The 23,715-nt window shown below is 60.4% G+C and carries 21 protein-coding genes and 1 pseudogene; 16 read left to right on the top strand and 6 right to left on the bottom strand.

Annotated features, from left to right (window positions below; genetic code table 11):
* Window positions 1-252: 252 nt before the first annotated feature.
* The 8 genes from AB4N41_RS07435 (at window position 253) to AB4N41_RS07400 (ending at window position 9,060) form a co-directional block, all read left to right on the top strand.
* The gene (locus AB4N41_RS07435) at window positions 253-609 is read left to right on the top strand and encodes a glutamine amidotransferase (protein ID WP_252877077.1); all 357 of its coding nucleotides are present in this window, start codon (window positions 253-255) and stop codon (window positions 607-609) included.
* Window positions 610-702: 93 nt separating this feature from the next.
* Window positions 703-2,061, top strand: coding sequence for a glutamine synthetase family protein (locus AB4N41_RS07430; protein WP_016772658.1), 1,359 nt, complete (start codon window positions 703-705; stop codon window positions 2,059-2,061).
* Between the two features lie 56 nt (window positions 2,062-2,117).
* On the top strand, window positions 2,118-3,482 hold the full coding sequence (locus tag AB4N41_RS07425; protein WP_236167738.1) for an aspartate aminotransferase family protein: 1,365 nt from the start codon (window positions 2,118-2,120) through the stop codon (window positions 3,480-3,482).
* A gap of 171 nt (window positions 3,483-3,653) precedes the next feature.
* The gene (locus AB4N41_RS07420) at window positions 3,654-4,766 is read left to right on the top strand and encodes a polyamine ABC transporter substrate-binding protein (RefSeq protein WP_039757472.1); all 1,113 of its coding nucleotides are present in this window, start codon (window positions 3,654-3,656) and stop codon (window positions 4,764-4,766) included.
* Between the two features lie 186 nt (window positions 4,767-4,952).
* Entirely contained in the window at window positions 4,953-6,050 is a 1,098-nt protein-coding gene (locus tag AB4N41_RS07415; RefSeq protein WP_038860901.1) for a polyamine ABC transporter substrate-binding protein, read from the top strand.
* 63 nt (window positions 6,051-6,113) lie between these two features.
* Window positions 6,114-7,256 carry an ABC transporter ATP-binding protein gene (locus AB4N41_RS07410; protein WP_016772662.1) on the top strand — a complete coding sequence of 381 codons (1,143 nt, stop codon included), beginning with the start codon at window positions 6,114-6,116 and terminating at the stop codon, window positions 7,254-7,256.
* A gap of 35 nt (window positions 7,257-7,291) precedes the next feature.
* The gene (locus AB4N41_RS07405; protein WP_460138412.1) at window positions 7,292-8,173 is read left to right on the top strand and encodes an ABC transporter permease subunit; all 882 of its coding nucleotides are present in this window, start codon (window positions 7,292-7,294) and stop codon (window positions 8,171-8,173) included.
* Window positions 8,170-9,060 carry an ABC transporter permease subunit gene (locus tag AB4N41_RS07400; RefSeq protein WP_150742954.1) on the top strand — a complete coding sequence of 297 codons (891 nt, stop codon included), beginning with the start codon at window positions 8,170-8,172 and terminating at the stop codon, window positions 9,058-9,060. Before AB4N41_RS07405 ends, AB4N41_RS07400 begins: the two co-directional genes overlap by 4 nt.
* A 200-nt stretch (window positions 9,061-9,260) precedes the next feature.
* Here AB4N41_RS07400 and AB4N41_RS07395 read toward each other — a convergent pair whose 3' ends face one another.
* Together AB4N41_RS07395 and AB4N41_RS07390 are read right to left on the bottom strand one after the other, a co-directional pair.
* Window positions 9,261-11,672: a penicillin acylase family protein gene (locus AB4N41_RS07395; protein ID WP_460138372.1), complete on the bottom strand. Its 2,412-nt coding sequence runs from the start codon at window positions 11,670-11,672 to the stop codon at window positions 9,261-9,263.
* Between the two features lie 102 nt (window positions 11,673-11,774).
* Window positions 11,775-12,353, bottom strand: coding sequence for a DUF6436 domain-containing protein (locus tag AB4N41_RS07390; RefSeq protein ID WP_150637045.1), 579 nt, complete (start codon window positions 12,351-12,353; stop codon window positions 11,775-11,777).
* A 99-nt stretch (window positions 12,354-12,452) separates the two neighbouring features.
* On the opposite strand from AB4N41_RS07390, the pseudogene bipL reads away from it, so the two are divergent.
* Window positions 12,453-13,399 (top strand): annotated as a pseudogene (gene bipL / locus AB4N41_RS07385) (phospholipase BipL).
* A gap of 104 nt (window positions 13,400-13,503) precedes the next feature.
* Here bipL and AB4N41_RS07380 read toward each other — a convergent pair.
* Window positions 13,504-14,235 (bottom strand): DUF2059 domain-containing protein, encoded by a 732-nt coding sequence (locus AB4N41_RS07380; protein ID WP_024014712.1) that lies wholly within the window; start codon window positions 14,233-14,235, stop codon window positions 13,504-13,506.
* 108 nt (window positions 14,236-14,343) lie between these two features.
* On the opposite strand from AB4N41_RS07380, the gene AB4N41_RS07375 reads away from it, so the two are divergent.
* Window positions 14,344-14,976, top strand: coding sequence for a 2OG-Fe(II) oxygenase (locus AB4N41_RS07375; RefSeq protein WP_252868443.1), 633 nt, complete (start codon window positions 14,344-14,346; stop codon window positions 14,974-14,976).
* A 2-nt stretch (window positions 14,977-14,978) separates the two neighbouring features.
* Window positions 14,979-15,464: a 2-thiouracil desulfurase family protein gene (locus AB4N41_RS07370; RefSeq protein ID WP_236167736.1), complete on the top strand. Its 486-nt coding sequence runs from the start codon at window positions 14,979-14,981 to the stop codon at window positions 15,462-15,464.
* A 224-nt stretch (window positions 15,465-15,688) separates the two neighbouring features.
* On the opposite strand, the gene AB4N41_RS07365 is transcribed toward AB4N41_RS07370, so the two are convergent.
* On the bottom strand, window positions 15,689-16,252 hold the full coding sequence (locus AB4N41_RS07365; RefSeq protein ID WP_095181303.1) for a transporter substrate-binding domain-containing protein: 564 nt from the start codon (window positions 16,250-16,252) through the stop codon (window positions 15,689-15,691).
* A 135-nt stretch (window positions 16,253-16,387) separates the two neighbouring features.
* Between AB4N41_RS07365 and AB4N41_RS07360 the strand changes: the two genes are divergently transcribed.
* On the top strand, window positions 16,388-16,813 hold the full coding sequence (locus AB4N41_RS07360; protein WP_039757489.1) for a DUF4399 domain-containing protein: 426 nt from the start codon (window positions 16,388-16,390) through the stop codon (window positions 16,811-16,813).
* Between the two features lie 118 nt (window positions 16,814-16,931).
* On the opposite strand, the gene serA is transcribed toward AB4N41_RS07360, so the two are convergent.
* Window positions 16,932-18,161: a phosphoglycerate dehydrogenase gene (gene serA / locus AB4N41_RS07355; protein WP_024014707.1), complete on the bottom strand. Its 1,230-nt coding sequence runs from the start codon at window positions 18,159-18,161 to the stop codon at window positions 16,932-16,934.
* Between the two features lie 205 nt (window positions 18,162-18,366).
* Between serA and AB4N41_RS07350 the strand changes: the two genes are divergently transcribed.
* From AB4N41_RS07350 to AB4N41_RS07335, 4 genes are all read left to right on the top strand, one after another.
* Window positions 18,367-19,761, top strand: a complete 1,395-nt coding sequence (locus AB4N41_RS07350; protein ID WP_024014706.1) for an FAD-binding oxidoreductase — start codon at window positions 18,367-18,369, stop codon at window positions 19,759-19,761.
* A 41-nt stretch (window positions 19,762-19,802) separates the two neighbouring features.
* On the top strand, window positions 19,803-20,468 hold the full coding sequence (locus AB4N41_RS07345; protein ID WP_252877074.1) for a fumarylacetoacetate hydrolase family protein: 666 nt from the start codon (window positions 19,803-19,805) through the stop codon (window positions 20,466-20,468).
* A gap of 277 nt (window positions 20,469-20,745) precedes the next feature.
* Window positions 20,746-21,669 (top strand): SdiA-regulated domain-containing protein, encoded by a 924-nt coding sequence (locus tag AB4N41_RS07340; RefSeq protein ID WP_252877073.1) that lies wholly within the window; start codon window positions 20,746-20,748, stop codon window positions 21,667-21,669.
* A gap of 183 nt (window positions 21,670-21,852) precedes the next feature.
* Entirely contained in the window at window positions 21,853-22,770 is a 918-nt protein-coding gene (locus AB4N41_RS07335) for an SdiA-regulated domain-containing protein (protein WP_056786260.1), read from the top strand.
* Window positions 22,771-22,913: 143 nt separating this feature from the next.
* On the opposite strand, the gene rpiA is transcribed toward AB4N41_RS07335, so the two are convergent.
* Window positions 22,914-23,588, bottom strand: coding sequence for a ribose-5-phosphate isomerase RpiA (gene rpiA / locus AB4N41_RS07330; RefSeq protein ID WP_007913886.1), 675 nt, complete (start codon window positions 23,586-23,588; stop codon window positions 22,914-22,916).
* Window positions 23,589-23,715: the final 127 nt, after the last annotated feature.

The following is a 23,715-nucleotide window of genomic DNA, read 5'->3' as shown; positions in this document are numbered from 1 at the left end:
ATCAATCATTGATCTTTTCTGGTTTCAGTCAACCCGAACGGCCTGCCGAAGTCAAGCGAGGCCTTTTTTGCCCCGAAAAAGCGCTTGGAGGGCATTTATGGGGCACTTTGGGGCATTTTTTCCAACCTTGAACGTTGCTCTGCTGCGGGCTTGAGCAGGCCGTGTTGTATTTTTTACGGGGGTGTTGTGTAAAAAAATGAACAAGGCTAAGCTCCGGTCAAACCCATAACAGCAATAATACCGGGGTGCTTCATGTCTCGCCTGCCGTTAATCGGCATCACCGACTGCTCGCAACAGTCCGGTCTGCATGCTCATCACATCAGTGGCGATCAATCCGTCCGTAGCGCAGCCAGCAAGGCGCGCAGCCTGTTGACGAGACTCTCGTCAAAATCCGGCAAAACGGCAGCGTCCGATATTCTGGACGTCGGGCACAGCATCCGCTTTATGGCGTCTCCTTCCACTATAGAACTCTTTCCCGCTCAAAGCCCGTGCCGCACTTGGCGCCGTGCTTTTGATTCTGCACGTTTGCAAAGTGCACGGGAAATGCAACGCCAGCGTCAAGGGCAGGTAAGCTCCTCTTTCATTGTCTATGCGCGGTGCCAGGCGTAAGCCGGCACTGCGCGAGCAAGCCCCCTTTAACGCGACGCCGCAAGCGTCAAAATTGCCTGACATCGCGTCAGGAGACTCAGCCCAGAGGCATTTATGAGTAACAACCTCGACCAGCTCACCGATTGGTTGAAAGACCGCAAGATCACAGAAGTCGAATGCATGATCGGCGACTTGACCGGCATTACCCGGGGCAAGATTTCGCCGACCAACAAGTTCATCGCCGAGAAAGGCATGCGTCTGCCGGAGAGCGTGCTGCTGCAGACCGTGACCGGCGATTACGTCGAAGACGACATCTATTACGAACTGCTCGACCCGGCCGACATCGACATGATCTGCCGCCCCGACCAGAACGCCGTGTACCTGGTGCCGTGGGCCATCGAGCCGACCGCGCAGGTGATCCACGACACCTACGACAAGCAAGGCAACCCGATCGAGCTGTCGCCGCGCAACGTCCTCAAGAAAGTCTTGAAGCTGTATGCCGACAAGGGCTGGCAGCCAATCGTGGCGCCGGAAATGGAGTTCTACCTGACCAAGCGCAGCGACGACCCCGACTATCCGTTGCAGCCGCCGATCGGCCGCTCGGGCCGTCCGGAAATCGGCCGGCAGTCGTTCTCCATTGAAGCGGCCAACGAATTCGACCCGCTGTTCGAAGACGTCTACGACTGGTGCGAATTGCAGGAGCTGGACCTCGACACGCTGATCCACGAGGACGGCACGGCGCAGATGGAAATCAACTTCCGTCACGGTGACGCCCTGTCGCTGGCCGATCAGATTCTGGTGTTCAAGCGCACCATGCGCGAAGCCGCGCTCAAGCACGACGTGGCGGCGACCTTCATGGCCAAGCCGATGACCGGCGAGCCGGGCAGCGCGATGCACCTGCACCAGAGCATCATCGACATTCAAACCGGCAAGAACGTCTTCTCCAACGAAGACGGGACCATGAGCCAGTTGTTCCTGCACCACATCGGTGGTCTGCAGAAACTGATTCCCGAGCTGTTGCCGCTGTTCGCGCCGAACGTCAACTCGTTCCGCCGCTTCCTCCCGGACACTTCGGCACCGGTAAACGTCGAGTGGGGCGAAGAGAACCGTACCGTCGGCCTGCGCGTACCGGATGCCGGCCCGCAGAACCGCCGCGTGGAAAACCGCCTGCCGGGCGCCGACGCCAACCCATACCTGGCGATTGCCGCGAGCCTGCTCTGCGGTTACATCGGCATGGTTGAGGGCCTGAACCCGAGCGCGCCAGTGGTTGGCCGTGGTTACGAGCGCCGCAACCTGCGCCTGCCGCTGACCATCGAAGACGCGCTGGAGCGTATGGAAAACAGCGCGACCATCGAGAAGTATCTCGGCAAGACCTTCATCACCGGCTACGTCGCGGTCAAGCGGGCCGAGCACGAAAACTTCAAGCGCGTGATCAGTTCCTGGGAGCGTGAGTACCTGCTCTTCGCCGTCTGATACGCCGGGCGCGGCGGCCAGCCGTCGCGCCTTCACCGATAACAAGGAGAATTGGCATGACCAGCAACAACCCGCAAACCCGCGAGTGGCAAGCGCTGAGCAGCGATCACCACCTGGCCCCGTTCAGCGACTTCAAGCAACTGAAAGAGAAAGGCCCGCGGATCATCACCAACGCCAAGGGCGTTTATCTGTGGGACAGCGAAGGCAACAAGATCCTCGACGGCATGGCCGGCCTCTGGTGCGTGGCGATCGGTTACGGTCGCGATGAACTGGCCGATGCCGCCGCCAGGCAGATGCGCGAGCTGCCGTACTACAACCTGTTCTTCCAGACCGCACACCCGCCGGCACTGGAACTGGCCAAGGCGATTGCCGACGTGGCGCCAGAAGGCATGAACCACGTGTTCTTCACCGGCTCCGGCTCTGAAGGCAACGACACCATGTTGCGCATGGTCCGTCACTACTGGGCGATCAAAGGCCAGCCGAACAAGAAAGTCATCATCAGCCGCAAGAACGGTTATCACGGTTCTACCGTGGCCGGCGCGAGCCTCGGCGGCATGACTTATATGCACGAGCAGGGCGACCTGCCGATTCCGGGCATCGTCCACATCGCCCAGCCGTACTGGTTTGCCGAAGGCGGTGACATGTCGCCGGAAGAGTTCGGCATCTGGGCGGCCAATCAGCTCGAAGAAAAGATTCTCGAAGTCGGCGTCGACAACGTCGGTGCCTTTATTGCCGAGCCTATTCAGGGTGCCGGCGGCGTGATCATTCCGCCCGACACCTACTGGCCGCGCATCAAGGAAATCCTCGCCAAGTACGACATCCTCTTCGTCGCCGATGAAGTGATCTGCGGTTTCGGCCGTACCGGTGAGTGGTTCGGTAGCGATTTCTACGACCTTGCGCCTGACATGATGACCATCGCCAAGGGCCTGACCTCCGGCTACATCCCGATGGGCGGATTGATCGTGCGTGATTCGGTGGTGGCCGTGCTCAACGAAGGCGGCGATTTCAACCACGGCTTCACTTACTCCGGGCACCCGGTGGCAGCCGCGGTGGGCCTGGAAAACATCCGCATCCTGCGCGACGAAAAAATTATCGAGAACGCCCACAACGAAACGGCACCGTATTTGCAGAAACGTCTGCGCGAGCTGAACGATCACCCGTTGGTGGGTGAAGTTCGCGGCGTCGGTCTGCTGGGGGCGATCGAGCTGGTGCAGGACAAGGCCACGCGCAAGCGTTACGAAGGCAAGGGCGTGGGCATGATCTGCCGGCAGTTCTGCTTCGACAATGGCCTGATCATGCGCGCGGTGGGCGACACCATGATCATCGCGCCGCCGCTGGTGATCAGCAAAGCCGAAATCGATGAGCTGGTTACAAAAGCACGCAAGTGTCTGGACCTGACCCTCAATGCGCTGCAGGCCTAGGTGCTAGGCTTTGGGCGGGGGAGCTGCGGCGCACTCGCTCAAAGCTGTCAGAAAGGCCGGTCTTTTGTTGAAAGACCGCCTCGGATCTTGCCAGACTAGCCGCGGTTCCAGTTGTCCGGGTTCGGCCGCTGAACAAAGTGGTTCAAAAAAGAAAAATTTGGAGCATGACGCATGAAGGCATTAGGTAAAAAGCTAGCTGGCAAGACTCTGCTCGCGCTGTCCATGGCGGGCATGATGGCGGGTGCGGTGCACGCGGACGACAAGGTGCTGCACGTCTACAACTGGTCCGACTACATCGCGCCGGACACCGTGGCCAACTTCGAAAAAGCCACCGGGATCAAAGTCGTCTACGACGTCTTCGACAGTAACGAAACCCTGGAAGCCAAGCTGCTGGCCGGCAAGTCCGGTTACGACATCGTGGTGCCTTCCAACAACTTCCTCGCCAAGCAGATCAAGGCCGGCGTTTACCAGGAGCTGGACAAGTCCAAGCTGCCAAACTGGAAAAACCTCGACGAAGACCTGCTCAAGGCCGTTGGCGATGCCAGCGACCAGGGCAACAAACACGCCTTCCCGTACATGTGGGGCTCGATCGGCATCGGCTACAACCCGGCCAAGGTCAAGGCTGCGCTGGGTATCGACAAGATCGATTCGTGGGACGTGGTGTTCAAGCCGGAAAACATCGAGAAGCTCAAAAGCTGCGGCGTGAGCTTCCTCGATGCGCCGACCGAAATGATTCCGGCGGCATTGCACTATCTGGGCAAGCCGACCAACAGCAAGGACAAGGCTGATCTGAAAGCTGCCGAAGACCTGTTCCTGAAGATCCGTCCTTCGGTCGCCTACTTCCACTCTTCCAAGTACATCTCGGACCTGGCCAACGGCAACATCTGCGTCGCCGTCGGTTACTCGGGTGACCTGGAGCAATCCAAGACCCGCGCTCAGGAAGCCGGTGACAAGGTCAAGCTGGCCTACACCATTCCGAAAGAAGGCGCCGGTACTTTCTACGACATGGTCGCCATTCCCAAGGATGCCGAAAACGTCGAAGCCGCCTACAAGTTCATGAACTACCTGCTGGAGCCGCAAGTGATGGCCGGCATCACCAACGCCGTGCGTTTCCCGAACGGCAACAAGGCGGCAACGCCTCTGGTGGACAAGGACATCACCAGCGACCCGAGCATCTATCCTTCGGCTGAAGTGAAGAAGCAACTCTATGCGATCAGCGATCTGGACGCCGCCACGCTGCGTCTGATCACCCGCAGCTGGACCAAGATCAAATCGGGCAAATAAGCCGGTTTGTCGCCACAACCACTGGCCGTCGTCGTCGCGACGGCGGCCAGCGGATAATTAAATGACAGAAAGTTTTGCTGGATCGGTTTTTCGAGGGTAAGTTGCGCGCCGGTTTTGTTGTCGGGCAGCCATGGCTGTCATGCAGCGCGGGGCAACTTGGGCCCAATCAATTTAGAGGACCTCCACTTGCCTGTATTTTCTTCTTTGCGCAAAGCCCTGCTGGCCGCTGCCGGCCTGACAATCGCTGTCGGAGCCCAGGCTGCCGGTACGGTGCATATTTATAACTGGTCCGATTACATCGGCGAGTCGACCCTGGCCGACTTCGAGAAAGAGACCGGGATCAAACCGGTCTACGACGTTTTCGACTCCAACGAAACCCTGGAAGGCAAGCTGCTCGCCGGGCGGACCGGTTATGACGTGGTCGTGCCGTCGAACCACTTCCTTGGCAAGCAGATCAAGGCGGGCGCGTTCCAGAAGCTCGACAAGGCGCAGTTGCCGAATTATTCCAACCTCGACCCGGTGCTGCTCAAGCGCCTGGAGCAGAACGATCCCGGCAACCTCTACGCCGTGCCGTATCTGTGGGGCACCAACGGCATCGGCTACAACGTCGACAAGGTCAAGGCCGTGCTCGGTATCGACAAGATCGATTCCTGGGCCGTGCTGTTCGAGCCGGAAAACATCAAGAAGCTGCACAGCTGCGGTGTCGCGTTCCTCGATTCGGCTGACGAGATGATGCCGACCATGCTCAATTACCTGGGCCTGAACGCCAACAGCACCAACACCAAGGACTACGAAAAGGCCACCGCCAAGCTGCTCGCGGTGCGTCCCTACGTGACCTATTTCCATTCGTCGAAGTACATCGGCGATCTGGCCAACGGCGACATCTGCGTGGCCATCGGTTTCTCCGGCGATATCTTCCAGGCGAAGAACCGTGCCGAGGAAGCCAAGAAGGGCGTCAACATCGCCTACTCGATCCCGAAAGAGGGCGGCGCGCTGTGGTTCGACATGCTGGCGATCCCCAAGGATTCGTCCAACGTCAAAGAGGCCCACGCCTTCATCAATTATTTGCTGAAACCTGAGGTGATCGCCCAGGTCAGTGATTACGTCGGTTACGCCAACCCCAATCCGGGTTCGGACAAGCTGATGGAACAATCCATTCGCACCGATGAAGCGGTTTACCCACCGCAAGCAGTCCTCGACAAGACCTACGTGTCGACCGAGTTGCCAGCCAATATTCAGCGTTTGATGACCCGTAGCTGGACCAAGGTCAAGTCGGGCAAATAACGCACAAACTATCCAGGGTTCGTCTTGCGGGGCGAACTGCTGCTTCTGTTGGGAGTTTCGTAAATGGCAGTTGCCTCCGGCGCCTACAAGAAAGCCCTCGAGGGCGACCAGACACCAAAACAGGTGCTGGTCAAAATCGACCGGGTCACGAAGAAGTTCGACGAGACGATTGCCGTGGACGACGTGTCCCTGGAAATCAAGAAGGGCGAAATTTTTGCTCTGCTCGGCGGTTCGGGATCGGGCAAATCCACCTTGCTACGGATGCTTGCAGGCTTCGAACGGCCCACGGAAGGGCGGATTTTCCTCGACGGAGTCGACATCACCGACATGCCGCCGTACGACCGTCCGATCAACATGATGTTCCAGTCCTACGCTTTGTTCCCGCACATGACCGTGGCGCAGAACATTGCCTTCGGCTTGCAGCAGGACAAGATCCCCAAGGCCGAGATCGACGCCCGCGTGGCCGAGATGCTCAAGCTGGTGCAGATGAGCCAGTACGCCAAGCGCAAGCCGCATCAACTGTCCGGCGGCCAGCGTCAACGCGTGGCCCTGGCCCGTTCGCTGGCCAAGCGGCCGAAGCTGTTGCTGCTCGACGAACCGATGGGCGCACTGGACAAAAAGCTGCGTTCGCAGATGCAGCTGGAACTGGTGGAAATCATCGAGCGCGTCGGCGTGACCTGCGTGATGGTGACCCACGACCAGGAAGAGGCCATGACCATGGCCGAGCGCATCGCGATCATGCACCTGGGCTGGATTGCGCAGATTGGTAGCCCGATTGACATCTACGAAACCCCGACCAGCCGTCTGGTCTGCGAATTCATCGGCAACGTCAACATCTTTGAAGGCGAAGTGATCGACGACGCCGAAGGCCACGCGACCATCACCTGCAAGGACCTCGACCGGCAGATCTACGTCGGCCACGGCATCAGTACCTCGGTGCAGGACAAGTCGGTCACCTACGCGATTCGCCCGGAAAAACTGCTGGTCACCGCCGACATGCCGACCTGCGAGTACAACTGGTCGAGCGGCAAGGTCCACGACATCGCTTATCTGGGCGGGCACTCGGTGTTCTACGTCGAATTGCCGAGCGGCAAACTGGTGCAGTCGTTCGTCGCCAACGCCGAACGTCGCGGCGCGCGTCCGACCTGGGGCGATCAGGTCTACGTGTGGTGGGAAGACGATAGCGGCGTGGTACTTCGCTCATGAACATGCGCAAATTCAAACGCCGTATAAACCGAATCATCCCCAATGGCCGGCAGCTGGTCATCGGGGTGCCGTTCATCTGGCTGTTCCTGTTCTTCATGCTGCCGTTCTTCATCGTTCTGAAGATCAGCTTCGCCGAAGCCGACGTGGCGATCCCGCCGTACACCGAGATCTACACCTACGCCGAGCAGAAGCTGCAACTGCTGCTGAACCTGGGCAACTACGCGTTGCTTGGCGACGACGAACTGTACATCGCCGCCTATCTCGGCTCGCTGAAAATGGCCTTTATCAGCACCGTGCTCTGCCTGCTGATCGGTTACCCGATGGCCTATGCCATCGCCACTGCCCGGAAAGAGCTGCAAACGGTGCTGGTACTGCTGATCATGATGCCGACCTGGACGGCGATCCTGATCCGCGTCTACGCGTGGATGGGCATCCTCAGCAACAACGGCCTGCTCAACGGCTTCCTGATGAGCATGGGCCTGATCGACGAGCCACTGCAGATCCTCAACACCAACCTGGCGGTGTACATCGGGATTGTCTATTCGTACCTGCCGTTCATGATCCTGCCGCTTTACGCCAACCTGGTGAAGCACGATCAGAGTCTGCTGGAAGCCGCGTCGGATCTGGGTTCGAGCACCTTCAACAGCTTCTGGAAAATCACCATTCCGCTGTCCAAGAACGGCATCATTGCCGGCTGCATGCTGGTGTTCATTCCCGTGGTCGGCGAGTTCGTGATCCCGGAACTGCTCGGCGGCCCGGAAACCCTGATGATCGGTAAGGTGCTGTGGCAAGAATTCTTCAACAACCGCGACTGGCCGGTGGCGTCCGCCCTGGCGGTGGTGATGCTGGCGATCCTGATTGTGCCGATCATTCTGTTCAACCGCAGTCAGGCCAAGGAAATGGAGGGTAAAGAATGAAGCGCTTCCGTTTCTCCAGCCTGATGCTGGTACTGGGTCTGATCTTCATCTATCTGCCGATGCTGATTCTGGTGATCTACTCGTTCAACGCCTCGAAACTGGTGACGGTATGGGGCGGCTGGTCGATCAAGTGGTACGTCGGCCTGCTCGACAACTCGCAACTGATGGGCTCGGTGCTGCGCTCGCTGGAAATCGCCTGCTACACCGCGGTTGCTGCGGTGGCGCTGGGTACCCTGGCAGCGTTCGTGCTGACCCGCATCACTCACTTCAAGGGCCGCACGCTGTTCGGTGGCCTGGTGACTGCGCCGTTGGTGATGCCGGAAGTGATCACCGGTCTGTCGCTGTTGCTGCTGTTCGTGGCCATGGCCCAAATGATCGGCTGGCCGCAGGAGCGCGGCATCGTCACCATCTGGATCGCCCACACCACGTTCTGCGCCGCGTATGTGGCGGTGGTGGTGTCAGCGCGCTTGCGTGAGCTGGACCTGTCGATCGAAGAGGCGGCGATGGACTTGGGCGCGCGGCCGTGGAAGGTGTTCTTCCTGATCACCATCCCGATGATCGCGCCGTCGCTGGCGGCGGGCGGGATGATGTCGTTCGCGCTGTCGCTGGATGACCTGGTGCTGGCGAGCTTCGTGTCCGGCCCGGGTTCGACGACCCTGCCGATGGAAGTGTTCTCGGCCGTGCGCCTGGGTGTGAAGCCGGAAATCAACGCCGTGGCCAGTCTGATTCTGCTGGCGGTGTCGCTGGTGACCTTCCTCGTCTGGTTCTTCAGCCGCCGCGCCGAAGAAGCACGCAAGAAAGCCATCCAGCAAGCCATCGAAGAAAGCGCCGCCGATTCGTGGAAACAACCGGACGCACGCCGCGCGCCAGCGCCGGAAGCGGCCTAAGCAATATCAGGTTGGCCTCAACCCTGCGGCCAACCTGGTTGTAAATGTGGGAGCGAGCCTGCTCGCGAAGACGGAGTGTCAGTCGACTCAGATGTCGGCTGACACAGCGCTTTCGCGAGCAGGCTCGCTCCCACATTTGGAATGCAATCTCCTGTGGGAGCGAGCTTGCTCGCGAAAGGGCCGGTGCAGATTGCATCAATCTATTGCGCAGCCCGCGCAGGCAGCAGCTTCAAAGTACTGCGCGTATTCGCCAGCACCTCTTCCTCGCTGAAATGCGCCTGCACATAAATCCCCTCCACATACGCCTCGGCCTGATCGTCATAGTGACTGTCCAGCGGCACGCCACTCTGGCCGACCGGATTGATCGTCAGGCCATGTACCGGATCGGCGAAGTCCACCAGGCGTCGGGTCGACGGTCCATACGTCACCGGCCATGGCGCCGGGCCGATTTTTGCCGAGAGGTTGTTCGGCACTTCATGACTGCCCGGCGCCGCGAACGGGCCGACGTTGAACAGGCGATCCAGCGGCTTCTGCTGCCCCAGCGGATGGCCGTGGGTGAGGGTGTGCGCCGCGCCCCACTGCCAACCGGCCACGTTATCGCCGAGGGTCAGTTTCAGATGCGCCATGCTTGCCGCCCACGCCGTGCGCACGACATCGGCGCGGGTTTCTCTGGCCGGCGTGCTGCGATTGTCCCACCACGGTGAGTCCGCCTTGGCCGCCAGGCGTGGCAGCGCGGAGTCGATTACCCGCGTCGACAGCAGTGTCTCGAAGAAGTCATTGCCCAACTCATCGCGCATCGCCGCATCGGCAAGGTCGTAGAGGAATTGGTTGAACACCGTCGCGCTGATCGAATTCAGCGGATAGTCGCCAGGCCACTGCGCCAATTGCTCGACCAGTTTCAGCTGCGCCGGATCACTCACTACCTCGCGCAACACCGGCAACAGCGGCGCCAACAGACGCGGGCCGTAACCGGTCGCCGTGCCCAGTTGCAGTTGCTGGTTGGCCTCGTTGCTCCACTTCACCCGGTTGTCGCTGAGCTGACGGTCAAGCTGCTGACCACGATCGGCAAGGTTGTAGTAACCGGGAATCTCCATGCCGGTCGGCGACACGGGCTGGAAGTTGGCCGAGACGATATAGCCGCGCGCCGGGTTCTCTTCCTGCGGGTTGGCGCTGAACGGGTAGTAGCCGTCCTTGTCCGCCTCGGGCGTGCTGCCGTCGAGGATGAAGCCCGGTTTCACCCCGGCCGGACGTTTGGGCAGCAGGGCCGAGGCCCACCAGGCGATATCGCCTTTGGCGTTGGCGTACACCAGATTCAGGCCCGGCGCCTGCACCTTGGCCGCTGCCGCGCGGGCCTTGGCCAAGGTGTCGGCGCGGTTGAGCTGGTAGAAGCCGTCGAGGATCGGGTTGGGTGTTTCGAGGAAGGCCCACCACATCGCAATCGGGGTTTTGCCGGCAGCACTGCCAAGAGCATCGTTGACGATTGGCCCGTGCGGGGACTGGCGCAAGGTGAGGGTCACCGGCGCCTGCCCCTTTACCTTGATCTGTTGTTCGGTGACGAGCATCTCGGTCCACTGGCCGCGATACCAGACCTGATTGGGGTTGGCCGGATTGACCTTCTCGGCGATCAGATCGAGGTCATCGTTCTGGAACATGGTCAGGCTCCAGCCGAAATCGAGGTTGTGTCCCAGAAACGCGAACGGCACCAGTGCCTGATGATGGCCGTACAACTCGAAACCCGGCGCCGACAACTGCGCCTCGTACCATACCGACGGCACCGAGAAACGGATATGCGGATCGCCGGCCAGCAATGGCTTGCCACTCTGACTGCGGCTGCCGGCAATCACCCAGGCGTTGCTGCCCTCGAACTGCGGCAGGCCGTTGTCGAGCAGCGCCTGTTCGCTGAGGCGGGCGAGGGCGGTGAGGTCCTGCCAGTCGCCGGCGGCGAGGGCCGGTGCGTGCCGGGTGTGATCGGTGGCCAGAACGCCTTTGGCCTGCCAGTCGAGATCGAAGACATTGAGGTAATCGGCGCCGAGCTGATCGCGCACGTAGGTCAGCAGCGGCTCGGTGCGAAACGCAGCAGCAAAGCTGTAGGCCATGTAGCCGGCGACGCTGATGCTGTCTTCGGCCGTGAACGGCCGCTTGGGGATGCCCAGCACGTCGAACTCGATCGGCGCGGCGTGGCTGCTCTGATATTGGTTGATGCCATCCAGATAGGCTTGCAGGCCCTTCCATGCCGGCGACTGCTTGTCGAGGCTGGCGACGTAACTGGCCGCGCGCTCGCGGATGCGCAGGCTGCGAAACAGTTTGTCGGTGTCGAGCAGTTTCGGCCCTAGCACTTCGGCCAGCTCACCGCGGGCGAGGCGGCGCATGGCTTCCATCTGGAACAACCGGTCCTGGGCGTGCACATAACCGAGGGCGCGATAAAGGTCGGTTTCGTTCTCGGCGCGGATATGCGGCACACCGCGCTCGTCATAGCGCACGGTCACCGAGCCTTGCAGGTTGCGCAGCTCGACCTGGCCCTGGCGCGTCGGCTGCTTGCTGTAGATATACCCGCCGGCGGCGCCGAGCAGGACAACGATGAGCAAGGCAACGACGATCAACGCACGCTTCATGGTGACTCCTTGTGCAGGCGGGAAGGCCGCCCGTCGGGCTGCAAACATTTAGCACAGAGCATCTGTGTGGTGCAGCGCTGTCCTTGAAAAGTCCGGAATGCCTTACTTCGCGTCCGCCGGCCATGGGCAATAACAACCCACCGCCAAGGTGTGAGTAGCATTGACCGGGCGATCTTCCGTCAGGGCATGCAGGATCGGTTCGATAAAGCTGTTGCTGGAGTTGCAGGTCAAGCCTTCGCTGTACGGGCCGAAGTAGGCGAGTTTGCCGCTGCGATCCCAGATCGCCACGGCAGGGCTGGCGGGGATCTGTTCGGCGCCGGGCAGGACGACGATGGTTTTCAGGCTGGCGAGGGTGGCGGGCAACTGGCCGTGGCTGCCGGGCTTTTGCACGGCGAAGAACTCCACGCCACGCGCGCCGAACTGTTCGACCATCTCGCTCAGGTGCTGTTGATTGCCGACATTGCACGGACAGGCCGGGTCCCAGAAGTGCACGAGGCGGATATTTCCCGGCCCGGCGAGGTTGTCCGGCAGGCGCAGCGGGTCACCGGAAAATACCGCCGTATGTTCGCTGAACGCGCGCAGATAGCGGCCCTGAAACCAGTCATATGCCGCCCACAGCACCCCGGCGCAGATCAGCGCGAGCAGGCTGGCGAACAGTGCGGTGCGGTAGGGCGAACGCATGATTTCGGAATCTGAAAAGGTTGGCTAGCTTGCCATGCTTGCTCCGACAGATGAATATCGCAGGCCGATAAAGTCCGTTTACCGCTTTGGAATGTCCGCATGCCTGATACTTTCGACCCCGATCATTTACGCGCGAGCCTCAAGCCATTGGCCGAGTGGCAGCCGTTATCGGATGAGGCGAAGGATTATCAGCGCTTCTACAAGACCGACTTCGCCGAGCGCGATGTCTGGCGCGGCATGGGTCGTTTCGAAGTCGATGGCTACGAGCTGGTCAGCCATTGCTGGTGGCCGGAGAAGGTCAAGGCGACGCTGTTTCTGCTCCACGGTTATTACGACCACATCGGCCTGTACCGGCATGTGATCGAGTGGGCGCTGGATCAGGATTTCGCCGTGATCGCCTGCGACTTGCCGGGCCATGGTCTGTCGAGCGGGCCACGGGCAAGCATTCGTGATTTCGCTGAATACCAGGACGTGTTGCAGGCGCTGTTCGCTGAAGCGAACTCGATCGCGCTGCCGCAGCCTTGGCATTTGTGCGGGCAAAGCACCGGTGGCGCGATTGTCGTCGATCATCTGCTCAATCATGGCGAGAACAGCCCGGCGCAGGGGCAGGTGATTCTGCTGGCGCCGTTGGTGCGACCAAGGGCGTGGGGCTGGTCGCAGCTGAGTTATTACCTGCTGCGGCCGTTTGTACGCGGTGTGGCGCGACGCTTCAGCGAGAACTCCAACGATCCGGATTTTCTGCCGTTTCTGCTGGCCGATCCGTTGCAGCCAAGACGTCTGCCGACGAAATGGGTGGGCGCGCTGTCGCGCTGGATCATCCGCGTCGAGCACGCGAAAAAAGTCCGCGACGGCCGCTGATCATTCAGGGGCAGGCGGACATGACTGTCGACTGGCAGCACAATCTGCAGGTGTTGAAATGGAAGTTCGACCGGCCGCAGATTCTGCTGTTGGCCGAGGCACGGCATCACCTGGCCAATGAAACGGCGGAGATGCGTGAGGAGTATTTCGAATTCTTGAGCAAGCGGATCAGGGGCCGGAATCTCTAGTGCCTGGGAGGGCCTCTTCGCGAGCAGGCTCGCTCCCACAGGGGAATGCGTTACAACTGTGGGAGCGAGCCTGCTCGCGAATGCGATCTTTCAGGTAACGAACATCACTGGCCGACCGCCAACCCCGCCCGAATCGCCGCCAGTGCCGCCTGGTAGTAAGCCTTGCCCTCGGTCGACTCGGCAAATGTCGCAAACTCTTCCAGCTCTTCATCCGACAAGTCGCGATAGACATAGAGCAGCGTGTTGTTCAGATCGGCGCCGATCTGATCCATCAGCCGCTGGCGCTGACCGTTCAACATGCCCTGTGCCTGTCCGCCGCCGAGCAATCCCGGGATCATCGAACTCAAGCTGTCCGCCGCTACGCCGGCAATCGCCAGACTGACCTCGGCGCCAGCCTCACGGGCCGGCAGGGCCTGGGCGAGATGGCCGATGATCAGCAAGCGACTGTCGCTGGCCTGCATCTTCGGCAGGCCCTGGGCATTTTTTGCCAGTTGATCGCGACGGGTTGCGAGCAATTCGGCGGCGACGATTTTCTTGCCCAGTGGTGACTGGAAGAAGGTCAGCGCCGGTTTCGGGTCGGCGAGTTTCTGCCGCAGTTGCGCTTCGGCACGCTGATCCATGGCCTGCGCGGCAAAGCGTTGATTGCTGTTGTTGACCAGCGCCTGAAACACCGCAGGCGGCAGGCTGTTCTGATAGCGCTGCTGGGCGGCGCTCAGGGCATCGTTGAAATGCGCGCGTTGTTCTGGCCAGCCGGCGACCTTGTACAACTGATCGTGGCCGTCCGCCCAGGCGGGCAATACGCAGAACATCAACAGTGAAAAAAGCAAACGGCGCATAGGGACTCCTGTCAGCAGCGGACTATTGTCCGTGCGGTGCCGGTACTTGTCGAGAATTCGTAGCAAGGCGCTGCGTGGCTCTGTCGGATTTATCGCCGTCGGCATACTATGCGCGCCATGCCGATATCCTCTGAACACCCGCTGCTGTTACGCATTGTCGACGACCTGGCCGAACACGGCTGGTCGCAGCAGAACATCTTCCTGCCCGCCGATCTGACCCGGGCGCTGGCGGCTGAGTGCCGTAAACGTGAAGCCGAGGGTGAGCTGGCGCCGGCGGCGGTCGGTCGCGGGCCGTTTTCGGAGATTCGCGAGGGTATTCGCGGCGATCACATCCAGTGGATCGACCCGGGTCAGGCCGACGCCACTGACCGCTACCTGAGCCTGATGGACAGTCTGCGCGAGGCGCTCAATCGCGGCTTGTTTCTGGGGCTTGAGGATTTCGAATGCCATTTCGCCCTGTACCCGCCCGGCGCGTTTTACCTCAAGCACCTCGACCGCTTTCGCGATGATGACCGGCGCATGGTGTCGGCGGTGATCTACCTCAACGACGCCTGGCTGCCGGAGGACGGCGGACAGTTGCGCATGTACCTGGGCGATGAGCGCGTGCACGACGTGCAGCCGACCGGCGGCTGCCTGGTGGTGTTTCTCTCCGGCGAAGTGCCTCACGAAGTATTGCCGGCCCAGCGCGAACGGCTGTCGCTGACTGGCTGGTTCCGTCGCCGTGGCAACGAGCCGTTCTGAACATGGAAAAGATCCTGGTCAGTCGCTGCCTGCTGGGCCATCGCGTGCGTTATGACGGTGGCGCGAGCGGGCCGTTTGATCTGCTCGAGCAGTGGATCGAAGAAGGGCGCGTGGTGCCGTTGTGTCCGGAGGTGGCCGGTGGATTGCCGACGCCGCGGGCGGCGGCGGAGATTCCCGGCGGGCAGGGCGGTGAGGTGCTGGATGGCATTGCCGCAGTCATCACTACTGAGGGCGAGGATGTCAGCGCGCAATTTCTCGAGGGGGCGCGGCAAGCGCTGGAACTGGTGCAAAAGCACGGCATTCGGGTGGCGGTGCTCAAGGCCAACAGCCCCTCTTGCGGGAATCTGTTGACGTATGACGGCACGTTCAGTGGGGTCAAAGTCAGTGGCGAAGGGGTGACGGCGGCGTTGCTCAAGCGTCATGGGGTTCGGGTTTTCAGTGAACTTGAGCTGGTTGAGGCGGCGGTGACTCTGGCGGCTTTGGACTGATCCGCCATCGTTGCCCTCACCCCAGCCCTCTCCCGGGGGGAGAGGGGGCCGACCGAGGTGTCTGGCGCTGTCCATCGACCTGAAAGACCTTGGCGACCAGAGATTCGACAAAGCCATGATCAGTCGATTTCGGATTCGTTATAGCAATCCCAAGTCGGCGTACCTCTAAAGCATCCCCGGATCAGTTCCCTCTCCCTCCGGGAGAGGGTTAGGGTGAGGGGCTCTTACGGTTTCAACCACTTCTCGGACAGCGCCGCCAACCGCCCATCCGCCTTGATCCGTTCCAGCGCGCTCTTGAGGCTGGCCTGAAATGCCGGATTACCCTTCTGAAACGGGATCGCCAACTCGACCGGCGCTGCCGCTTTCGGCTTCGCTTCGGTCAACGCCTGCACCAGCACCAGCGGCCGCGGCGTCTCGTCCTTCTTTGCCAGCAACTGCCCGTCGACCTCGCCGTACGGCTCGCTGAAGTCGAAACGATCCTTGAGTTCGGGTGTCAGTGCTATGTGGTTGAGCGCGACATCGTATTTGCCGCTTTCAACGCCCTGGAGCAGGTCGCCCTCGTCGGTGACGATGAAGTCGGCGCGTACATCCAGCTCCTGGGCCAGAAGTTGCCCAAGCTCGACCTCGAACCCCGTGAGGGTGTCGCCTTCCTTGTAATTGAAGGGCGGTGTATTAGCCTCAAGGGCTATGCGCAGCTCGCCACGGTCGTTGACGTCATCAATCAGTTCGGCGTGAGCCAGCGGGCTCAGAAGGGGTAGCAGGCAGATCAGGCCAGGCAGCAAGCGCATGGTCACTCCTTTGAAATCATTATCGCGACGCTCTGATTCAGGCTCGCTTTGCTATGGTTGTCGAGTGCCTTCGACAACGAATGGTCATGAAGTTGTCATGACCGTGCGGATTTTACGGAAAAACTGGAGAAGAAAATGAAAAGCTTTATGTCTCGTGCAGCGTTGGCCGGTGTGCTGATGGGTGTTTCGGTGCTGGCCAGTGCGGCGACACCGGCGCCGAAGGATGCTGAAGTGTTCATCGTTTCTCCCGAGGACGGCGCCACCGTCTCGCAGGAATTCAAGGTCAAGTTCGGCGTCAAGAACATCGCGCTGGCCCCGGCGGGTGACACCACCAAGAACACCGGCCACCATCACCTGCTGATCGACGTCGACGACCTGCCGGCCGAAGGCGCGCCGATCCCGACGGACGCTCACCACATGCATTTCGGCAAGGCGCAGACCGAAGCCACGATCAAACTGGCCCCCGGCAAGCACACCTTGCAACTGATCCTCGGCGACAGCGGCCACATGCCGTTCGACCCATCGATCGTTTCCGAAAAAATCACGGTCAACGTGAAATAAAAAAAGGGAGCCTTTCGGGGCTCCCTTTTTTATTCAGCTTCAAGTGGCTAGCTGCAAGCGGCAAGTAAAGGCAAAGCGCTTTCACTTGCCGCTTGTAACTTGCGGCTTGTAGCTGCTTTTAGAAAAGCACCCGACTACGGATAGTACCGTTGACGTGTTGCAGCTTCTCTTGCGCCAGCTCCGAGTATTCGGCATCGACGTCGATCACCACGTAACCGACCTTCTCGTTGGTCTGCAGGAACTGACCGGAGATGTTGATGCCGTTTTCGGCGAAGACCTTGTTGATCTCGCTCATCACACCCGGGATGTTCTCGTGGATGTGCAGCAGGCGGTGCTTGCCAGGGTGAGCCGGCAGGGCCACTTCCGGGAAGTTGACCGACGACACCGAAGTACCGTTGTCGCTGTACTTGACCAGTTTCTCCGCCACTTCCAGACCGATGTTGGCTTGCGCTTCGGCGGTCGAGCCGCCGATGTGCGGGGTCAGGATCACGTTGTCGAGGCCACGCAGCGGGCTTTCGAACTCTTCGTCGTTGGAGCGGGGCTCCACCGGGAACACGTCGATGGCCGCGCCGATCAGGTGCTTGTCCTTGATCGCGTCCGCCAGGGCGTCGAGCTCGACCACGGTGCCACGTGCAGCGTTGATCAGGATGCCGCCCTTCTTGATGGCGCGGATTTCCTTCTCGCCGATCATCCACTGAGTGGCGGCGGTTTCCGGTACGTGCAGGGTGACGATGTCGGACATGCCCAGCAGCTCGTGCAGATTGTTGACCTGCGTAGCGTTGCCCAGCGGCAGCTTGGTCACGGTGTCATAGAAGAACACTTGCATGCCCAGACCTTCAGCCAGCACCGACAGCTGCGTGCCGATCGAGCCGTAACCGACGATGCCCAGTTTCTTGCCACGGATCTCGAACGAGTTGGCAGCGGACTTGATCCAGCCGCCACGGTGGCAGGAGGCATTTTTCTCAGGGATGCCGCGCAGCAGCAGGATCGCTTCGGCCAGTACCAGCTCGGCTACGGAACGGGTGTTGGAGTACGGCGCGTTGAACACGGCGATACCGCGCTCGCGGGCCGCACTGAGGTCAACCTGGTTGGTGCCGATGCAGAAACAGCCGACCGCGACCAGTTTCTTCGCGTGATCGAAGATCTCTTCGGTCAGTTGCGTGCGCGAGCGAATGCCGATGAAGTGAGCGTCAGCAATCTTTTCCTTGAGCTGGGCTTCCGGCAAGGAACCAGTCAGGTATTCGATGCTGGTGTAGCCCGCCGCCTTGAGGACGTCGACAGCCGATTGGTGGACGCCTTCGAGAAGAAGGAACTTGATCTTGCTCTTATCGAGAGAAGTCTTGCTCATCTGCGTAAACCTGTATCCCGGAGAAAAATGGCAGGGAGGGAGCAGCCTGGAGCTGACCCGCACGGCAACAAAGCCGTCACCGCGGATCTGGCCTTGGGCACTGTCCGGCGGGGTCGGTATGCTAGCATAGCCACCCCGCTAAACACTCATTCCTGCGACGTGAAGCGTTCTCAGGATGACCATGAATTGTTCGAGAGTTCTGTCGATGACCAATCCTGCGCTGATTGATGAACTGAAGACCCTGGTTGAGCCTGGCAAAGTCCTTACCGACGCCGACTCCCTGAACACTTACGGCAAGGATTGGACCAAGCACTTCGCCCCGGCACCGAGCGCCATCGTGTTTCCCAAGACCATCGAGCAAGTGCAGGCCGTGGTGCGTTGGGCCAACACTCACAAGGTAGCGCTGGTGCCATCCGGCGGGCGCACCGGGTTGTCCGCCGCTGCGGTGGCGGCCAATGGCGAAGTGGTGGTTTCGTTCGATTACATGAACCAGATTCTCGACGTCAACCTCACCGACCGCACTGCCGTGTGCCAACCGGGCGTGGTCACTGAGCATCTGCAGAACGTCGCCGAAGAAAACGGCCTGTACTATCCGGTCGACTTCGCCTCGGCAGGTTCCAGCCAGATTGGCGGCAATATCGGCACCAATGCCGGCGGGATCAAAGTGATTCGCTACGGCATGACCCGCAACTGGGTGGCCGGCATGAAAGTCGTCACCGGCAAGGGCGATGTGCTCGAACTGAACAAGGACCTGATCAAGAACGCCACCGGTTACGACTTGCGTCAGCTGTTCATCGGCGCCGAAGGCACCCTCGGTTTCGTCGTCGAAGCGACCATGCGCCTTGATCGCGCGCCGAAAAACCTCACGGCGATGGTCCTCGGCACCGCCGATTTCGATTCGATCATGCCGGTGCTGCATGCCTTCCAGGGCAAACTCGACCTGACGGCGTTCGAATTCTTCTCCGACAAGGCGCTGGCCAAGGTCATGGGCCGTGGCGACGTGCCGGCGCCATTCGACACCGAGTGCCCGTTCTACGCCCTGCTGGAATTCGAAGCGACTACCGAAGAAGTGGCCAACAGCGCGCTGGAAACCTTCGAACACTGCGTTGAACAGGGCTGGGTGCTCGACGGCGTGATGAGCCAGAGCGAAACCCAGTTGCACAACTTGTGGAAGCTGCGCGAGTACATCTCCGAAACCATCTCCCACTGGACGCCGTACAAGAACGACATCTCGGTTACCGTCTCGAAAGTACCGGCGTTCCTGCGCGAAATCGACGCGATCGTTGGCGAGCACTACCCGGATTTTGAAATTGTCTGGTTCGGTCACATCGGCGACGGCAACCTGCACCTGAACATCCTTAAGCCGGAAAATCTGAGCAAGGACGAGTTCTTCGCCAAGTGCGCCACCGTCAACAAGTGGGTGTTCGAAACCGTCGAGAAATACAACGGCTCGATCTCGGCCGAGCACGGCGTCGGTATGACCAAGCGTGATTACCTGACCTACAGCCGCTCGCCGGCCGAGATCGAGTACATGAAAGCGGTCAAGGCAGTGTTCGACCCGAACGGCATCATGAACCCGGGCAAGATTTTCCCGGTTTGATCGGTAATCTCTGTTGAATCAATAAAGGCAGGAGTCGGTAAATGAGCTATCAGCACCAGTACGTCGACGGCACGCGCATTCACTTCCCGATCGGGAAAGTCGTGTGCATTGGCCGCAATTACGCCGAGCACGCCAAGGAACTGGATAACCCGGTGCCGACCGAGCCGCTGCTGTTCATCAAGCCGGGCAGTTGCGTGGTGCCGCTGGAAGGCGGTTTCAGCATTCCGACCGAGCGCGGTTCGGTGCACTACGAAGCGGAAATCGCTGTGTTGATCGGCAAACCGCTGTCGACCAAACCAAGCCGCGAAGAAGTCCTCGATGCGATCTCCGGTTTCGCCCCGGCGCTGGACCTGACCCTGCGCGACAAGCAGGCCGAGCTCAAATCCAAGGGCCTACCGTGGGAAATCGCCAAGTCGTTCGACGGCGCGGCGGTGATCGCGCCGTTCGTGGTCGGCAGCACCTTCGCTGACCTGACCGACATCGGCATCCGCCTGACCATCAACGGCGAAGTGCGCCAGGACGGCAACAGCAGCGCGATGCTCAACCCGATCGTGCCGATGATCCAGCACATGGCTGGCTGCTTCTCGCTGCAGGCCGGTGACGTGATCCTCACCGGCACGCCAGTGGGCGTCGGCCCGCTGAACGTCGGCGATGAAATCGTCCTCGAACTGCCGGGGGCGAGCAGCTTCAGCAGCAGCGTGCGCTAACCGCAGAAGCCCTTGCAGGGGGTGAGCTTTGTGGTGAGGGGATTTATCCCCGTTGGACTGCGCAGCAGGCCCCTCTTCAAGATCAAGAGGGGCGCGCTTCGCGCGCCAACGGGGATGAATCCCCTCGCCACAAGTGTGCTGCTGGCAAACGCATACGCCAATCCCGCCATTTCCCGTTTTTTTCACATCCTCTCTGGATAATTCCCGCGATTCTGGCGTCTCAGCCGGCCTCTTTGTGCTATTACCCTTGGCCTGAATTAACGGAACGCATCCCTCGATGGCATCTCGAACTCAGCAGAAATCCCCCTCCCGTTCGCGCTTCGTCCTGCGCTGGTATGTCTGGCTGTTGCTGGTCATCGCCGCAGCCTATGGGCTGGCGTTCGCCATGCATTGGGATGATCGCGGCGTGCTGTGGGTGCTGGAGCGCTTCGAGAGCAAGGCCGAGCAAAAGGAGAGTGTGTGGCTGCCGGATTATCAGGTGGTGATCGATGCCAAACCGCTGCCGGGTATGGAAAAGGACGAAGCTTCGGATCTGGCCTATAACCCGCAGACCAAGACCCTGTTCGCGGTGATGGGCAAGAATGCCTTCCTGGTCGAGCTGACGCTTGAGGGCGACGTGTTGCGCAAGATGCCGTTGGTGGGCTGGAGCAATCCGGAAGGCCTGACGGTCATGGAAAACGGCTTGCTGGCCATTGTCGATGAGCGTGAGCATACCTTGTCGATCGTCAAGATCGACGCCGCGACTCGTGAGCTGAACATCGCCGATTTCCCCAAATACGACCTCGGGCCGTCGAAAGATCAGAACAAGGCGTTTGAGGCCATCACGTGGGATCCGCGCAATCAGCGATTGATTCTGGGGGAGGAACGCCCACCGGCGCTGTTCACCTGGAAAAGCGATGGCGGCCAGACCCTGCAGGGCGACAAGCAGAAGCTGGCCAGCGATCAGCTGGATCTGCGCAACCTGTCGGCGCTGGCTGTCGATCCGCGCACTGGCCATCTGCTGGTGCTGTCGGCGGATTCACATCTGTTGCTTGAACTCGACGAGGATGGCAAGCAAGTCAGCTTCATGACGTTGCTTGGGAATTTCAACGGTCTGAAAGACACCATTCCCCGCGCCGAAGGCATGACCATGGATGCGGACGGCACGCTGTACATGGTCAGCGAACCGAACCTGTTCTACCGATTCGAAAAACACCGGTGATGCCTTCCCTGTAGGAGCTGCCGCAGGCTGCGATCTTTTGATCTTGCTTATGAAAGTCAAAAAATCGCAGCCTTCGGCAGCTCCTACGGCGCTTGGCTTGTGATCTGAGGCAAGTGGCCATTAAGCTTCAATTCAGACGGGCGTGATATTTCATCGGCCTGTCATGAATCCGAGCCTGCCTGAATGCGTCGACTTGCCCGCCCCAAACCGCTGATTCTCGTCCTGTTGATGATTGTCCTGATTGCGTTGATCGCGATCGGCCAATACCTGCGTCTGTTCGAGCGCGCCTGGTTCAACCTGCACACGCTGTGGCAACCGGTGAGCAGCGAGGCGATCGGGCTCGACCAGTATCGGGTGACGATCGAGGCGCGGCCGATCGAGGGGCTCGACGATGACGTCTCGGCGCTGACCTACGATCCGGTGCGTAAAAGCCTGTTCACCGTGACCAACAAGAATTCCGAACTGGTCGAATTGTCCCTGGAAGGCAAGATTCTGCGGCGCATCGCTCTGGTGGGGTTTGGCGATCCGGAAGCCGTCGAGTACATCAGTGCCGACACCTACGTGATCACCGACGAGCGTCAGCAACGCCTGATCAAGATCCACCTCGAGGCCGACACCACTTTTCTCGATGCCGAGGATGCCGAGCAAATGACCCTTGGCGTGCACATGTCCGGCAACAAGGGTTTCGAAGGGCTTGCTTATGATTCTGTGGGCAAGCGGCTGTTCGTGGCGAAAGAACGCGACCCGATGCTGATCTACGAAGTCCACGGCTTCCCGCATTTCAAACCGGACAAGACCTACGCGGTGCACGTGATCAACAACCCCAAGCGCGATGCCGGAATGTTTGTGCGTGATCTGTCGAGTCTGCAGTACGACGAGCGCAGCGGGCACTTGCTGGCGCTGTCGGACGAGTCGCGGTTGATTATCGAACTGGATGTCGACGGGCGCCCGTTGAGCACCATGTCGATCAGCGGCGGGCGCCAGGGTTTGCAGAAAACCGTGCCGCAGGCGGAGGGAATTGCAATGGATGATGACGGCACGTTGTACCTGGTGAGCGAGCCGAATCTGTTTTACGTGTTCAAGAAACCCACACCAAACTAACTGACATCACAAAACACTGTGGGAGCGAGCCTGCTCGCGAAGGCGGTTGATCAGTCTCTGAATATGTTGACTGACCCGACGCTTTCGCGAGCAGGCTCGCTCCCACAGGTTTATTTATCAGCCCATGGCAAGTGGGCAGTCTGTTACTCAGCCTTCAGCGTCTTCACGCCTTCACTGGTGCCCAGCAACAACAGATCCGCCGGACGCGCGGCGAACAGGCCGTTGGTGACCACGCCGACGATGGCATTGATCTGTGCTTCCAGCTCCACCGGGTTGGTGATCTGCAGGTTGAACACGTCGAGGATGATGTTGCCGTTGTCGGTCAGCACGCCTTCGCGGTACACCGGGTCGCCGCCCAGTTTCACCAGTTGGCGGGCTACGTGGCTGCGGGCCATCGGGATGACTTCCACCGGCAGCGGGAACTCGCCGAGCACCGGCACCAGTTTGCTGGCGTCGGCGATGCAGATGAAGGTCTTGGCCACGGCGGCGACAATCTTCTCGCGGGTCAGGGCCGCGCCGCCGCCCTTGATCAGGTTCAGGTGCGCATCGCTCTCATCGGCGCCGTCGACGTAGAACTCCAGATCGCTGACGGTATTCAGCTCATACACCGGAATCCCATGGCCCTTGAGGCGCGCGGCGGTGGCTTCGGAGCTGGCGACCGCGCCATCGAACGCGCCCTTGTGCTGGGCCAGGGCGTCGATGAAGCAATTGGCGGTGGAGCCGGTGCCGACGCCGACGATGCTCTTGTCGTCGAGTTTCGGCAGGATGAAGTCGACGGCGGCCTGGGCCACGGCCTGTTTGAGTTGATCCTGGGTCATGCGGGCTCCGGAAGCGGGCAAGGGTTGGGCAGAAAGGCCGGCATTATAGGCCTCGCGGTGGTACAGGGGGAAACAAGCTGTGGCGAGGGGATTTATCCCCGTTCGGCGACGCAGTCGTCGTAAAACC

It is taken from the genome of Pseudomonas sp. S2_A10 (genome assembly GCF_054668465.1).
The sequence above is the reverse complement of the archived record's forward strand: the minus strand, read 5'-3'. Positions and strand labels throughout refer to the sequence as shown.